The following is a 14,643-nucleotide window of genomic DNA, read 5'->3' on the forward strand; positions in this document are numbered from 1 at the left end:
GCTCTTTGGTTTCCCCTGATTAAAGTTTGTGCAGCGAGCGGGGTTCCCGCTCGCCGCCTGCTCTAGCACGAACCAACCCGCATGGGGCCGGTCGGTTCGCCGCATCAGGGCGCCGGCGAGGCCAGCGGCTTAGTCTTGTCGACGACGTAAACTCCAAGCACTTTCATAGCCTTATCGCCGTGGGCTTTGGCGTCATGCACGACGCCCGCCGGGATCTGGTAGGAATCGCCGGCTTTCAGCGTCTTTTCCGGCTGCCCGTCGATGAGGAGATTGAGTTCACCTTCGAGCACGTAGCCGGTCTCGATGCCCGGATGGGTATGGCGTCCGGCCGCGCCGCCCGCCGGGACCTCCGCGATGGCCGTGATGGTGTTGTAGCCATCCGGAAACTCGACCTTCTGGAGCGGGGTGCGCTTGATGCCGGGCTGCTGGGCGAAGGCCGCAACAGCGAGGCCGGTGAAGGCGAGAGCGAGCAAAGTCTTTTTGAGCATGGTTTTTCCTCCCTGGAACGGCTGAGCCTAGCAGCGCCGCGGTTCCCGGCAAGACTCAATGGCTAGCGCTTGATCCCCTCGAACGCTGCTATGATGCCGCGCTGGAATAGCGACCAGTCGAAGCCGAGCGCGATCGCGCGGTAGCCGCGGTCGACCAGGGCGTTGGCCTGGTCCGCGGTACGGGCCACACCGCCGATCGGCACACCGCTTCTGAGGATGCCGGCCTCGGCCCGCGCCACCAGCTCCAGCAATTCCGGATCGTCCATCTGGCCGCGCTTGTTGATGGAGGTGGCGAGATCGCCGGGGCCGATCACAGCTACATCGATGCCGGGCGTGGCCATGATCTCGTCGATGCGGTTGACGGCGTCGACGTGCTCGATCGTGATCATGCAGATCATCTCGTCGTCGGCGCTGGCCATGTAGTCCGGCATCGACTGGCCCCAGCGGAATGGCGCATGGAACGGACCCCAGAGCCGATCGCCGCGTGGAGGATAGCGCACGCTGCGCACTGCTTTCTCGGCCTCCGCGCTATTGGTGATCATCGGGAAATTGATGCCGAAGGCGCCGATGTCCATCGGTGCCTTCGCAAGCCATGGCTCGTTCGCCGCGATGCGCACCAGCGGCGTGCATGGGGTGCCGGTGGTGGCCGCGATCATCGCATGTGCTTCGGTCAGTCCAATCGGCCCGTGCTCGAGATCGACGATGATCCAGTCGAGAGAGCGCGCCATGATCTGCACGGTCTGCACGCTCGGGATCGTCGCGATCGCGCCGAAGGCAGGACGACCCTCGCGCCAGAGCTGGCGAAGACGGTTGAGCGGCGTGGTCGGGACGGACATGGGAAGAACCTGTAGGAAACGACGACGGCGGACCCTAGCAGCGGGGCGTCGAGGCGCAAGATCAGGCTGGAATGCGGCCGCCGAAGAACGGCGTCAGCATGGCCGAAAGGCCATGCACGCGGTTCGAGGTGAAGATCATTTCGGCGCCGGATTGCGCGATGCCACCGGTGTGCGGGCCGAGCAGATCCGAGACGCGGCGGGCGATCGCGGGCGCCGGATCAATCCAGTCGACCGGCCAGGGGGCGAGCTTTTTCAGCCGGTCGAGCAGCAGCGGGTAATGCGTGCAGGCGAGCACCACGGTGTCGGTGCGTGCGCCTGCGTCCCCGGCATCGCCCACGAAACACGGGGCGAGCTCGGCGAGGATGGCGTCGTCGCTGACGGGAGAGCCGCTGAGCTCGGATTCAGCCAGCGCGGCCAACTCGGGCGAGCCGACCAGTGTCACCTCGCAACCCTGCGCGAAATCGCGGATCAGCGCCTTGGTGTATTCGCGCTTCACCGTGCCCCTGGTGCCGAGCACCGACACGCGCCGGCTCCTCGACTGCGCGCAGGCCGGCTTGATCGCCGGCACCGTGCCGACGAAGGGCAGGGAATAAGCGGCGCGCAGATGCGATAGGACCAGCGTGGACGCCGTGTTGCAGGCGATCACGACGAGGTCAGGATCGTGCATGCCGATCAATTCCCCCATCAGCGGCACCACGCGGGCGATGATCTCGTCCTCGCTGTGGTGGCCATACGGGAAGAAGGCGTCGTCCGCGACGTAGACGTAATGCGCGTCGGACCGCGCAGCCACGACCTCACGCAGGACCGTGAGGCCGCCAAGGCCGGAATCGAACACCAGAATCGTAGGGGAATTGGTCACGTGAACACTCTAGCCCGCCATGGTTACCATTCGGTTTTTGGGGCGGTTTTGCGGCAGGGGCACTTAGGGCTATTTTGGAACGATTCAATTTCGCGACGGCCACATGTTCCCGGTATCAGCTGCCGTACTGCGGTGCGGACAGGGACAGGCCCGCAAAACTCCGGAGCACCGACATGATCAGAAATACCAGTTACGGCTGGGGCAGCATTTCCCGATGGCTGCACTGGAGTCTGGCGCTGACCATCATCGGCATGATCGGCTTCGGGTGGTGGATGAACCATATCCCGGCGCGTCCCGACCGCTTCTTCTACCGCTCGATCCACGCCGATATCGGATATGTGATCCTGCTGCTCACGGTGCTTCGCCTGGTCTGGCGTCTCGTCGACCCGGCGCCCGCCATGCCGGCCGGGACCTCGCGCTGGCAGAAGGTCGCGGCCCATGTCAGCCACGGCGCGCTCTACCTCGCCGTCATCGTCGTCACCCTGCTCGGCTGGGCGCATTCCGGTGCGCACGCCCCTGATTATTCGGACTTCTTCGGCCTGTTTCACGTGCCGCAATTCACGGCTCCCGACCGCGCGGCGGCTGGCGTCTATGAAGACCGCCACATCCTCTTTGCCTATGTGCTGCTCGCCTTGATCGCGATTCACGTGATCGCCGCCCTGTGGCACCATTTCATCCGCCGCGACCGCATCGTGGCGCGGATGGTGACGGACGAGGCGGGGTAGGGCGGACATGGGAGGAAGCATCGCGCCCGCGATTGCTTCGCGGCGCTCGCAATGACGGAGTAAGGTGTGGGGTCACGAACTATCCAATTGCGATCGCAGGAGGCCTCATGCTCACCGTCCATCATCTCGGCAAGTCGCAGTCCGAGCGTATCGTCTGGCTGTGCGAGGAGCTGGGGATTCCCTACGAGTTGAAGCGCTATGCGCGCGATCCCGTCACCATGCTGGCTCCGGCCGAGTACAAGGCGCTGCATCCGGCTGGCACGGCGCCGGTGATCACCGACGGCGAGTTGGTGCTCGCGGAATCCGGCGCCGTCGTCGACTACATCGTTGCAAAATATGGCAACGGCCGACTCGTGCTCGGTCCCACTGATCCCGCCTTCGCGCAGTTTCTGTATTGGGTTCATTTCGCCAATGGCAGCCTGCAACCCGGTATGGGACGGATGATGATCCTGAACCGGCTCGATCTCGCCAAGGACAATCCGACCCTGCTCGCGATGAAGGGGCGTCTCGATCAGGCCTACGATCTTCTCGACGCAAGGCTTCGCGAGGCCGAATATCTTGCGGGCAGCGCCTTCACGACCGCCGACATCATGACAGTTTTCTCGCTGACCACGATGCGCTACTTCCAGCCCTATGACCTCCAGCGCTCTCCGAACGTGGTCAAATATCTCGGCCGCATCAGTGCGCGGGCGGGCTATCGGCGTGCGATGGAGAAGGGCGACCCGGGCATGGCGCTGCTCTTGGACTGAGCGGCGAGGCGATCGCTCACGCGATCCTGTTCGTGGTGGCGGCCCTCTCTGTTGCCAGCTGCTTCTGCAGGCGCTCGATGTTTTGCAGCAGCCGCTGGCTGGTCAGCACCAGGAAGTAATAGCCGAACTGCGGGTCCTGGAAGTAGATCTCGAGCAGCCGGTCGTAGGTGATCGTCAGCACCTGGCCGTCCTCGATGCATTCGACCGTTCCGGTGCGCCGGTTGTCCGGCGTGAGGAAGCCGAGTTCGCCCATGAGCGTTCCGGGCAGGATCTCGATGTTGATCTCCTTGACCAGGAACTTGCCGGTGACGGTGAGGAACATCTCGTTAGCCGGATCGCGCAGCTTGAACAGCGTATCGCCGCGACGATATTTGCGTTCGGTCATGAACGGCTTGAGCCATTCGATCGACATGTCGCCTTCGGCTGCATGGCGCGCCTTCTTGACGAGCTTGAGCATCTGCCGCAGGCGCAAGGCGTTGATCGGTAGCAGCAGGAGATAGAGCAGGAAGGTCGACACGTTGGCGGAGAGCGCGCCGAAGACGGCGAAGAACGCGCAGCCGACCATGTTGGCGACGCGCAGCGGCACCATCGTTCGCATCAGGAGGGTGGCGACGAAGAAGCCGGCGCCGACCGCGGCGAACATATTGGCCAACGTGATGTTCTGGACGAAGATCTCCAGCATCCGATTGAAGATCGAGTCATAGGTGACGTTGTTTGGATCGAGGCCCATCTGGACCAGGATCTTCGCGATCCTGAGGTTATCCGTCGCCGCCTCGAGAATGCGGTCGAGGATCGACGAAATGTCTGTGCTGCCGGACGGCATGGTACTATCCCCGCGTAAGGCCTTCAGTCCCGGTCGGTATTCTCGACACCTATAGCCGAAATCGAACGACGACCGCTTGAATGAAGTTTTGGGCCGCCGTGCCGCAAGAGGCAAATTTTAGCCTGATCGGGCGTTTCGGCAATTGCCTGTTTGGCGGTGCATATGGCCGTGGCGCGCCCGCGATTCGGGGGCCAGTGGGTACGAGCCTCGGCGTGGTCGACCTCGGCGGCCGACCGGGCGAGGGGGACCAGGCGTGGGCGTGGGGCGATCCCCCCGCCTTAGGGCTTGGCGGGCGGCACGACCTCCTGCTCGACCAAGCCGAGGTGCCCCGGCAGTGAACCAGCGCGCAGCAGCATGGCGACGCTGTTTGCTTCCTCCAGGGTGAAATTGCCGGAGATCTGGCCCGAGCCGCCGGTGATGGGCTCGCGGATGATGGGGGCGGAGATCACCTTGCCGTCGAGCACGATGGCGAAGGGCTTTGCGATATTCTCTTCGGTGATGTGGGCAAAGCGCCGCGTGCCGCGGCCGTTGAAGCGGAACGAGGCGATCGGCTCTTTCGTGGCGCTCGCAAACCCCGGGCCCGCATAGCTGATGTCGTCGCCGTCGAGCACGCTGTCCTTGGCGACCAGATAAAGGCTCTTGTCCTTGAAGCCGGGCAGGACTTCCGTGCCTGCCGGTGGCGTGCCGGATTGCGCCTGCTCCGGCGGCACCGAGAGGTCGATCAGGCGGAAGCCGACCTTGACCCTGCGGGCGAAGACCGCGGTGACGCGCTCGGGCTCCATCACACCGGGCAGGAAGATGCGGATGCGGTCGGTCCCATCGGGCTGGACGCTGGCCAGCTGGACGCCGGCCTCCTTCAGACGCTGCTCGATCATGGCGATGGCATCTTCGACGAGTTCGTGCAACCGCGCGGCGGATGCCGCATTGGTCGGCACGAGCCTGACCAGTCCGTCGCCGTCGGTCACGGCGAGTGCATGCGACGGCAATCCTTCCGCGGCCGACGCGAGCTTGCGCGCGAGTTGCTCGCGGCCCTTGACGTCGGCAATCTTCAACTCAACGCCGCCGTCGCGGATCGCAAGACCGGAGAAGGCGATCTTGCCCTCGCGCAGGTTCTTGTAGACGTCGTCGCGCAAATCCGTGACTACGCTCTCGCGCAGGCCATCGGTGTCCACCTTGTAGACGATGCGTGACCCGCCGAGCTTCTCCATCTTGTCGCCGATGAAGGCCGAGATCTTGGCGCGCATCTTGTCGAGCTGGCCGTCCTCGGCGAGTGCCGCGCGGGGGAGGGCGATCACCGATGTCATGATCCCCGCTGTCACGGCGAGCGCGATGAACAGCCGGGTAGCGCAATCCCGCGGGGGCGTAGTCATGATCACCTCAGTCTTGCGCCAGGGCGCTGGCGAGGACGCCGGCATGTGAGTCCTATGCCAGTTCTTGGTCCCCGGATCGGGCGCGCAGGTTCAAAAGCCTCTCACCACAGCCCGATTACGGCGGCCGTTAGGTCATGGACGAACGCCAAATCATCCATCATTCTGCCCGTGCTCGGCCGGCCATCGGTCGAGGCCCCGCCAACCCAAAAGTCAAAAGACAGGGCGCGGGGAAATGCATCTGAGGGAGGACGGAATTCCATGGCGGGCATCCATGCGCTCGATCGGCTCATCGGCAGCGACTATCCCGACCTGGCGACGGACGCAGAGGTTCGAGCCTTCGAGCAGGTCCCTTACGCCGATCGCGTCGCGGCCGAGAGCACTTACGACGCCGTCAGGCTGGGTGCGGTCCGCAACCCCGACGGGCCGGCGATCCAGTTCCTGCAAAATGCCGATCCCGCCGACACGCCGATCGTGGTCACGTACCGCGACTTCATCGCGCGCGTCACGCAAGCGGCCAACATGTTTCACGCACTCGGCGTGGAGAAGGGCGACGTCGTCAGCTTCATGCTGCCGCTGGTGCCGGACGCCTTTGTAACGCTGTTCGGCGCGGAGGCCGCCGGCATCGCCAATCCCGTCAATCCGCTCCTGGAGCCGCACCAGATCGCTGAGATCCTCGAGGCCGCGAATACGAAGATCCTGGTGGCGCTCGGGCCGATGCCGGGCACCGACATCTGGCAGAAAGTCGAGCAGATCAGGCCGCAACTCAAGCAGCTCAAGGCGATCGTGCAGGTGTTCGGTGCTGGCGATCCGGCGAGAGGAATCTTTGCCTTCAACGACCTCATCAAGCCGCAGCCTTCGGACCGCCTTATCAGCGGACGCAAGATTCTCGGCAGCAACATCGCCGCCTATTTCCACACCGGCGGCACCACCGGCACGCCAAAGCTGGTGCGGCACACGCATGCCAACCAAGTCTATCAGGCCTGGGCGCTCAATCTGCTGCTGAAGTCGAAGCCGGGCGCCAACATGCTGTTCGGCATGCCGCTGTTTCACGTCGGGGGCTCCTTGACGCAGGTGCTGACGACGCTGTCGGCTGGCGGTTCGCTGGTCGTGCTGTCGCCGAGCGGATGGCGCAACCCGAATGCGGTGAAGAACATCTGGCAACTGGTCGAGCGCTTCAAGCCGGAGGCGCTGTCGAGCGTGCCGACGGTACTCGCCGCGACGCTCGCGGTACCGCCTGGCAATGCAGACATCTCCAGCCTGAAATATGCAGCCGGTGGCGGTTCCGCGATCCCGGTCGCGGTGGGGTCTGCGATCCAGGACAAGCTCAAGCTGCCGGTCGTCGAGGTCTACGGCATGACCGAGACCTCGAGCGTGCACACGCTGGCCTATCGGTCGCGGCCGATCCGGCTCGGTTCGGTCGGCCTTCCCATGCCTTACGCGCGGGTCCGCATCGTCCAGCTCGATGCCGAGGGCAAGCTGATCCGCGACTGCGCGCCGGACGAGATTGGCGTCGTCATCATGGCTGGCCCAGGCGTGTTCGGCGGCTATCTCAACGACGAGCACAACAAGGGTGCCTTCGTCGACGAGGTCTGGGTCAATTCCGGCGATCTTGGCCGGCTCGATGCCGACGGCTATCTCTGGATCACCGGCCGCGCCAAGGATCTCGTGATCCGCGGGGGCCACAACATCGATCCGGCGCCGATCGAGGAGATCATGTTCCGGCATGCCGCCGTCGGCTTTGCCGCCGTGGTCGGCCAACCCGACGCCTATGCCGGCGAGCTGCCGGTCGGTTACGTGCAGCTGAAGCCGGGCGCGACCGTCGAGCCGGGCGAGTTGGAGACATGGGTGCGCGAGCGTACGCCGGAGCGCGCAGCTGTCCCGGTGCAGGTCATCCCGATCGATCCGATGCCGGTGACGGGCGTCGGCAAGGTGTTCAAGCCGCAGCTGCGCTGGGACGCAGCCCAGCGCGTGTTCACGAAGGTGCTGACACCGCTCACTGAGCGCGGCATCGACTGCAAGGTCAGGGTCGGTGCTCACGGCAGCCACGGTTCGATCGCGACTGTGACGCTGGCGGGCCTGCCGGCGGATCAGCGCGAGGCGGTTGCGAGCGAGGTGCACGCACTGCTTGCACCGTTCGTGATGCGCCATGAGGTGGTGCAAATGTAGCGGACCCAACAGACGGCTTCGACCGTCGGCCCGAAAGCGGGGCGACGCTTCGCCGCATTATCCATAACGCCGGTAGAGCCTCTTATGTGACAAATATCACATAGGAAGAGTTGGTAATTGAGCGATGGTCCGAATAGTCTCGTCGAATTGCATCCGGGGGGACGCAAGTGATTCCGTTTCGGATATTTGTTTTGTTGATTTTGGCCATTGGCCTCGCCTGCGGACCAGCCCATGCGGACCGGCGGGTGGCGCTTGTCATCGGCAATTCCGCCTACAAGAGCGCGCCCAAGCTCGGCAATCCCGTCAACGATGCCACTCTGGTCGGCGGCATGTTCAAGAAGGCGGGCTTTGATTCCGTCGATGTCAGGCTGGATCTCAGCGCCAGCGAGATGCGGCGCATGTTGCGCGAGTTCGCCGGCAGGACCCGCGATGCCGATATGGCGGTGATCTATTACGCCGGCCACGGCATCGAGCTGGAAGGCACCAACTATCTCATTCCGATCGACGCGACGCTGGAGACGGATGGCGACGTGCTCGACGAGACCATCCCGGTGGAGCGCGCGCTGTTCGCGGTAGAGCCGGCCAAACAGCTGCGCCTGATCATCCTGGATGCCTGCCGCGACAATCCGTTTTCCAAGACCATGAAGCGAACGCTGGCTTCGCGCGCGATCGGACGCGGACTCGCCAAGGTCGAGCCGACCAGCCCCAACACCATGATCGCCTTCGCGGCAAAGGCCGGTTCGACTGCGTCCGACGGCGATTCGAGGAACAGCCCGTTCGCCACCGCGCTGGTCGAGCACTTGCCCAAGCCGGGCCTAGATTTGCGCAAGGCGTTCGGATTCGTGCGCGACGACGTGCTGAGGAGCACCGGGAACAAGCAGGAGCCCTTCGTGTATGGCTCGCTGGGCGGCGATGACGTGCCGTTGGTTTCTGCCAAGCCGGCTGCAACCGGTCCGCAGGCAAATCCGCAGGATTCGATTCGCAGGGATTACGAGCTCGCGCTGCAGCTTGCCACGCGCGACGGTTGGGAAGCCTTCCTGGCGCAATATCCCGAAGGCTTCTATGCCAATCTGGCCAAGGGCCAGATGAACAAGATCGCTGCTGAAGAGACGCGCGCGTCGGCCGAGCAAAAAGCGAACGCGGCCGAGCAGCAGAAGGCAAGGCTCATTGCCGAACGCGCCCAGAAGGCCGAGCAGGACAAGGCGGCCGCGGCTGCCAAGGCCGCCGAAGAGGCCCGGGTCGCGGCGGAGAAGCAGAAGCAGATCGAGCAGGCAAGGGCGGACGCGGCCGAGCACCAGCGCAAACTGGCTGAGGCTGCCGCGGCAAAAGCACAAGCCGAGAAGCAGGCAGCGGAGAAGGCCAGGGCCGAGCTTGCCGCCAAGCAGGCCGCCGAGAAGGCGGAGCAGGCGGTAAAACCGGCGGCCGATCGGCAGATGCCTGAGGTCGAGCAGAAAGTTGCAGCCCTTGCGCCGGCGCCGGCATCCACATTGTCGGTGGCTGATCTGACGAAATCACTCCAGAGCGAACTGCGCCGCGTCGGCTGCCTGTCCGTCACTGCGGACGGCGACTGGAATTCAGCTTCGCAGCGCTCGCTGGCGCTGTTCAACAAATACGCCGGTACTCAGTTCGATGCCAAGCTCGCCAGCGCCGACGCGCTCGATGCCCTGAAAGCCAAGCCGCGACGCGTCTGCCCGCTCATTTGCAATTTCGGCTCCAAGGCCGACGGCGATCAATGCGTGAAGATTACCTGCCGCGCCGGCTATCGCGTCGGTGATGACAACGAGTGCGAAAAGACTCAGGAGAAGAAGCCGGTCGCCACGCGTGAGGATTCGCGGAGGCGGGATACGGACCGGAAGGCAAGCGAATCTTCGCCGTCCAGGCCTGAGGCGAGTGGACAGATTATTTGCAGCTCGACGGGATGTCGCCCGGTGCAAAAGGGATGTCGGCTTGTCAGCGGGACGATCCCCGGCAGGGTTAGTTCGAATACAGCCACAGGCGGCAACTTCGAGGTCTGCAATTAGGGTGTCACAGGCAATCGCCCGTAAAAGGCTCGGCGTTTCATGATCGTCTTGCGATCTCTTTCACTGTTGATTTTCGGTCTTTGGCTGGGGTGCGGATCGGCCCAGGCCGACAAGCGCGTTGCGCTCGTCATTGGCAATTCCGCTTACAAGAACGCACCGCGGCTTGCGAACCCGGTGAATGACGCCGGGCTCGTGGGCAGCATGTTCAGGAACGCGGGTTTCGATACGGTCGAGATCCGGCTGGACCTCAATGCCAGCGAAATGCGGCGATCGCTACGCGAGTTCGCGGCCAGGACGCGCGATGCCGACATGGCAGTCATCTACTATGCAGGCCATGGCATCGAGCTGGACGGCAGCAACTATCTCGTTCCGACCGATGCGATGCTGGAAACTGACGGTGACGTCCTCGACGAGACGGTCGCGCTGGATCGCGCGCTGTACGCGGTCGAACCGGCCAAACAACTCCGTCTCGTCATCCTCGATGCGTGCCGCGACAACCCATTCGCCAAGACGATGAAGCGCACCCTGGCCTCGCGCGCGATTGGTGGCGGACTTGCCAAGGTCGAGCCGACCAGTCCGAACACGATGATCGCCTTTGCGGCCAAGGCGGGATCGACGGCGTCGGATGGCGACTCCCGCAACAGCCCGTTCGCGGTCGCGCTGACCGATCATCTCCCGAAGCCCGGGCTCGACTTGCGCAAGGCATTCGGGTTTGTCCGTGACGACGTCTTGAAGAAGACCGGCAACAAGCAGGAGCCGTATGTCTATGGCTCCCTGGGCGGCAGCGACGTGCCGCTGGTGCCGCTGAGGCCAGTCGCCGCAGCAGGTCCGCAGGCGAACCCGCAGGACAGTGTGCGCAAGGACTACGAGCTGGCGCTTCAGGCCGGCCTGCGCGAAGCCTGGGAAGCATTCCTCCAGACCTATCCGGACGGCTTTTACGCCAACCTCGCTCGTGTGCAGTTGAAGAAGATTGCCGCCGAGGAGGATCGCACGGTGGCGACCGAGAAGGCGCGTCTGGCCGAACAGGAGAAGGCGAGGCTCGCGACCGAACGAGCCCAGAAGGCCGAGCAGGAGAAAGCCGCCGCAGCTGCCAAAGCCGCGGAAGAGGCGAGGATCGCGGCCGAGAAAGCCAAGCAGATCGAGCAGGCCAAGGCGGAGGCGGCCGAACGAGATCGCAAGGCGGCGGAAGCTGCCGCGGCCAAGTCGCTCGCGGAGAAGCGGGCGCTCGAGAAAGCGGCGACGGAGGCCGCAACGAAGCAGGCGGCGGACAAGCAGGCGGCTGATGCCGAAAGCAGGAAGGTCGCCGCGCTGTCGCCGCCGCCAAGCTCCCCGCCGCCCGGCGATCTCGCGAAATCCGTTCAGAGCGAGCTGCGCCGCGTCGGCTGTCTTTCGGCCGCCGCTGACGGCGATTGGAACGCCGCATCGCAACGCTCGCTGACGCTGTTCAACAAATATGCCGGCACCCAACTCGACGCGAAGCTTGCAAGCGTCGACGCGCTCGATGCGCTGAAGGCGAAACCAGGACGCGTCTGTCCGCTCGTATGCAATTTCGGCTTCAAGGCCGACGGCGATCAATGCGCGAAGATCACCTGCCGCGCCGGCTATCACGTCGGCGATGACAATGAATGCGAGAAGGTGCCGGAGAAGAAGCCGGTGGTGACGCGCGAGGATTCGAAGAGGCGCGACCAGGACCGCAAGGAGGCGGAGTCCGCGGCTCCGAAGTCGCAGTCCTCTGGGCAGATGATCTGCAACAACGCCGGCTGCAGACCGGTCGCAAAGGGCTGTCACCTCGGGCCGGTGCCCAATGCGAACGCCAGCGCCAAGATCACCGGCGAGGTCTGCAACTGAGGGCCAGGCAGCGGTGATGTCCGGCCGGACCAGACACGTCTGCGGTTGAGGTGAGGGCAGGCGACACGAGGCTTGCGTGCCCCGCCGCAAGCGAGCATCATTCCCAAAAAAATGGGGAAAACCGATGCTTGAGCTCTCGCGCCGCAGTCACCTTCAGCAATTGTCGGCCGTGCTCGGATCCGCCGCGCTGCCTGGGTGGTCGAGATGCGCTAGGGCTTCGGAGGCAGACATTCCCCCCGAGGGCATCGGCAAGGGCATCAAGCACATCTCCTACAGCGACATCGGCGGACGGCCCGACAGCGTGCAGGTGATGTTCAACCGGCAGCATGTCTATGTCGGACATATGTTCAGCGACGGCGTGACGGTCCTGGACGCATCCGATCCGCGTGCGCTGAAGCCGGTCAATTTCTTCACCGCGGGACAATACACTCGCACCCACCATTTACAGGTGGCGGAAGACCTGCTGCTGCTTGCAAACGGCGCCAACATCGTCGCGATGCAGTCCTACGACAATATGCGCGGCTATTTCGAGAACACGCTGGTCGACAGCATCACCAAGGCCAAGAAATTCCGCTGTGGGCTGTCGATCCACGACATATCGAAACCGAACGAGATGCGCGAAATCGCATTCCTCGAAATGCCCGGCTTCGGCATCAATCGGCTGTGGTGGCCGGGCGGCCGCTATGCCTATGTATCGGCGCATCTCGACGGGTTCACCGACCACATCCTTTGCGTGGTCGATCTCAAGACCATCACCAAGCCGGAGATCGTCGCGAAATGGTGGCTGCCGGGCATGAACCGTGCGGCCGGCGAGCCGGCAACGCCGAAGGGCAAGCGCTTTGCGCTCCATCACATGATCACGGCGGGTGATCGCGGCTATGCTGCCTGGCGCGATGGCGGCTTCACCATTCACGACATCAGCGATCCCGTGAATCCAAAGCTGCTGTCCCACATCAACTGGTCGCCGCCCTTCGCCGGCGGGACGCATACGCCGCTGCCGCTGCCCAAGCGACAGCTCGCAATCGTCGCCGACGAAGCGAACGCGGACAATTGCGCCAAGGGGCTGTTCCATACATTCGTTCTCGACGTGCGCGCGCCGGCAAATCCGGTGCCGATCGCGACCCTGCCCACCCCGCGCGACCGCGATTTCTGCACGAACGGCACCTTCGGTCCGCATAATCTGCACGAGAACCGCCCGGGCTCGTTCCAGAGCGAGGAGACGATCTTCGCAACCTACAACAATGCCGGCGTCAGGGTGTTCGACGTCAGGGACGCCTTCGCACCGAAGGAGATCGCGTATTGGGTGCCGCCGACACCGAAAAAGCTCATCGATCCGCGCCCGAACGTCGCGCTCGCGGCCAAAACCTGCGACGCCTATGTCCGGCCTGACGGGCTGATGTTCGTCTCCGACTGGAACGCCGGCATGCACGTGCTGCAATATCAGGGATGAGCGGTGTTGTAGGGTGGGCAAAGGCGCGAAGCGCCGTGCCCACCATTTGCAGCGGAGAAGTTTGTGGTGGGCACGCTTTCGCTTTGCCCACCCGGCGGACCTGCACTAACCCGCCGGCATCCGCGTCTCCACCAACCGCGCCCAGAACGATGCGCCGTGGCCCAAAATGTTGTCGTTGAAGACGTAGGCCGGGTGGTGGCACTCGTTGCCGTCGCCCATGCCGACCAGGATCATCGCGCCGGGGCGTGCTTCCAGCATGAAGGAAAAATCTTCGGCGCCCATCATGGGAATGAACTTGTCGTTGACGCGCTCGGCACCGACGATGTCGCGGGCGACGTCGGCGGCAAGGCCGGCCTCGCGCGCATGGTTCATCGTCACCGGATACATCCGCGTGTATTTGGTCTCCGCCGAGCCGCCATAGGCGCGCGCGATGCTCTCGGCGACTTCGCCGATGCGGCGCTCGACGAGATCGCGCACTTCAGGGTCGAGCGTGCGCACGGTGCCGCCGAGCTCGGCGACCTCGGGGATGATGTTGAAGGCCGTGCCGGAGTGGAATTGCGTGATCGAGATGACGGCTGATTTGAGCGGGTCGACGTTGCGGGACACGATCGACTGCAGCGCGTTGACGATCTGAGCGCCGATCAGCACGCTGTCGATCGACTTGTGCGGACCCGCGCCGGCATGGCCGCCCTTGCCGTGCACCGTGATCTGGATGTTGTCGGAGGAGGCGAGCATCGCGCCGGGTGTGGTCGCGAAATGGCCTTCGGGCAGGCCCGGCATGTTGTGCATGCCATAGACCTCCTGGATGTTCCAGCGCGTCATCAGCCCGTCCTCGACCATCGCCTTGCCGCCGCCGCCGCCTTCTTCCGCGGGCTGAAAGATCACCACGGCCGTGCCGTCGAAATTGCGCGTCTCGGCGAGGTATTTGGCGGCGCCGAGCAGCATCGCGGTGTGGCCGTCATGGCCGCAAGCGTGCATCTTGCCGGGGACCTTGGAGGCATAGGGTACGCCCGACGTCTCCATGATCGGCAGCGCATCCATGTCGGCGCGCAGGCCAATGGTCTTGCCCGAGGCGGACTTGCGGCCGCGGATCACGCCGACGACGCCGGTGCGGCCGATGCCCGTCACCACCTCGTCGCAGCCGAACTCGCGCAAGCGGTCGGCGACGATGCCGGCGGTGCGGTGGACGTCGTATTGCAGCTCCGGATTCTCGTGGAAGTCATGGCGCCAGGCGGCCATTTCGTCGGAGAGGGCGGCAACGCGGTTGACGATGGGCATGAGGGAGGTCCGCCTTGATTTGTAGCCCGG

At 64.3% G+C, this 14,643-nt stretch carries 12 protein-coding genes; 6 read left to right on the top strand and 6 right to left on the bottom strand.

The annotated features are described in order from the left end of the window. Positions 1 to 104 precede the first annotated feature (104 nt). The 3 genes from IVB50_RS22090 to murI all read right to left on the bottom strand — a co-directional run bounded on the left by IVB50_RS22090 (position 105) and on the right by murI (position 2,183). Positions 105 to 488, bottom strand: coding sequence for a cupin domain-containing protein (locus IVB50_RS22090; RefSeq protein ID WP_027518835.1), 384 nt, complete (start codon positions 486 to 488; stop codon positions 105 to 107). A 62-nt stretch (positions 489 to 550) separates the two neighbouring features. Further along, on the bottom strand, positions 551 to 1,324 hold the full coding sequence (locus IVB50_RS22095; RefSeq protein ID WP_247297281.1) for an aldolase/citrate lyase family protein: 774 nt from the start codon (positions 1,322 to 1,324) through the stop codon (positions 551 to 553). Positions 1,325 to 1,385: 61 nt separating this feature from the next. Then, entirely contained in the window at positions 1,386 to 2,183 is a 798-nt protein-coding gene (gene murI / locus IVB50_RS22100; RefSeq protein WP_247297282.1) for a glutamate racemase, read from the bottom strand. 173 nt (positions 2,184 to 2,356) lie between these two features. Here murI and IVB50_RS22105 point away from each other — a divergent pair, with 173 nt between their 5' ends. Together IVB50_RS22105 and IVB50_RS22110 are read left to right on the top strand one after the other, a co-directional pair. After that, positions 2,357 to 2,908 carry a cytochrome b gene (locus tag IVB50_RS22105; RefSeq protein WP_247297283.1) on the top strand — a complete coding sequence of 184 codons (552 nt, stop codon included), beginning with the start codon at positions 2,357 to 2,359 and terminating at the stop codon, positions 2,906 to 2,908. Between the two features lie 107 nt (positions 2,909 to 3,015). Next, positions 3,016 to 3,657 carry a glutathione S-transferase family protein gene (locus tag IVB50_RS22110; protein ID WP_247297284.1) on the top strand — a complete coding sequence of 214 codons (642 nt, stop codon included), beginning with the start codon at positions 3,016 to 3,018 and terminating at the stop codon, positions 3,655 to 3,657. A 16-nt stretch (positions 3,658 to 3,673) separates the two neighbouring features. On the opposite strand, the gene IVB50_RS22115 is transcribed toward IVB50_RS22110, so the two are convergent. Together IVB50_RS22115 and IVB50_RS22120 are read right to left on the bottom strand one after the other, a co-directional pair. Next, on the bottom strand, positions 3,674 to 4,480 hold the full coding sequence (locus IVB50_RS22115) for a cyclic nucleotide-binding domain-containing protein (RefSeq protein WP_018455547.1): 807 nt from the start codon (positions 4,478 to 4,480) through the stop codon (positions 3,674 to 3,676). Positions 4,481 to 4,758: 278 nt separating this feature from the next. Next, positions 4,759 to 5,850 (bottom strand): preprotein translocase subunit SecD, encoded by a 1,092-nt coding sequence (locus IVB50_RS22120; RefSeq protein ID WP_247297286.1) that lies wholly within the window; start codon positions 5,848 to 5,850, stop codon positions 4,759 to 4,761. A 258-nt stretch (positions 5,851 to 6,108) separates the two neighbouring features. On the opposite strand from IVB50_RS22120, the gene IVB50_RS22125 reads away from it, so the two are divergent. From IVB50_RS22125 to IVB50_RS22140, 4 genes are all read left to right on the top strand, one after another. Then, entirely contained in the window at positions 6,109 to 8,016 is a 1,908-nt protein-coding gene (locus tag IVB50_RS22125) for an acyl-CoA synthetase (RefSeq protein WP_247297288.1), read from the top strand. A gap of 167 nt (positions 8,017 to 8,183) precedes the next feature. After that, positions 8,184 to 10,037: a caspase family protein gene (locus IVB50_RS22130; protein WP_247297290.1), complete on the top strand. Its 1,854-nt coding sequence runs from the start codon at positions 8,184 to 8,186 to the stop codon at positions 10,035 to 10,037. A gap of 39 nt (positions 10,038 to 10,076) precedes the next feature. Next, the gene (locus IVB50_RS22135; RefSeq protein ID WP_247297292.1) at positions 10,077 to 11,885 is read left to right on the top strand and encodes a caspase family protein; all 1,809 of its coding nucleotides are present in this window, start codon (positions 10,077 to 10,079) and stop codon (positions 11,883 to 11,885) included. A gap of 124 nt (positions 11,886 to 12,009) precedes the next feature. Beyond that, positions 12,010 to 13,335, top strand: a complete 1,326-nt coding sequence (locus IVB50_RS22140) for a hypothetical protein (protein WP_085358876.1) — start codon at positions 12,010 to 12,012, stop codon at positions 13,333 to 13,335. Between the two features lie 105 nt (positions 13,336 to 13,440). Here the strand turns inward: IVB50_RS22140 and IVB50_RS22145 are convergent, their stop codons facing one another. Next, entirely contained in the window at positions 13,441 to 14,613 is a 1,173-nt protein-coding gene (locus tag IVB50_RS22145) for a M20 aminoacylase family protein (protein WP_085349348.1), read from the bottom strand. Between the last annotated feature and the right edge of the window lie 30 nt (positions 14,614 to 14,643).

It is taken from the genome of Bradyrhizobium sp. 87, assembly GCF_023073015.1.
GTDB classification, from domain to species: domain Bacteria; phylum Pseudomonadota; class Alphaproteobacteria; order Rhizobiales; family Xanthobacteraceae; genus Bradyrhizobium; species Bradyrhizobium canariense_D.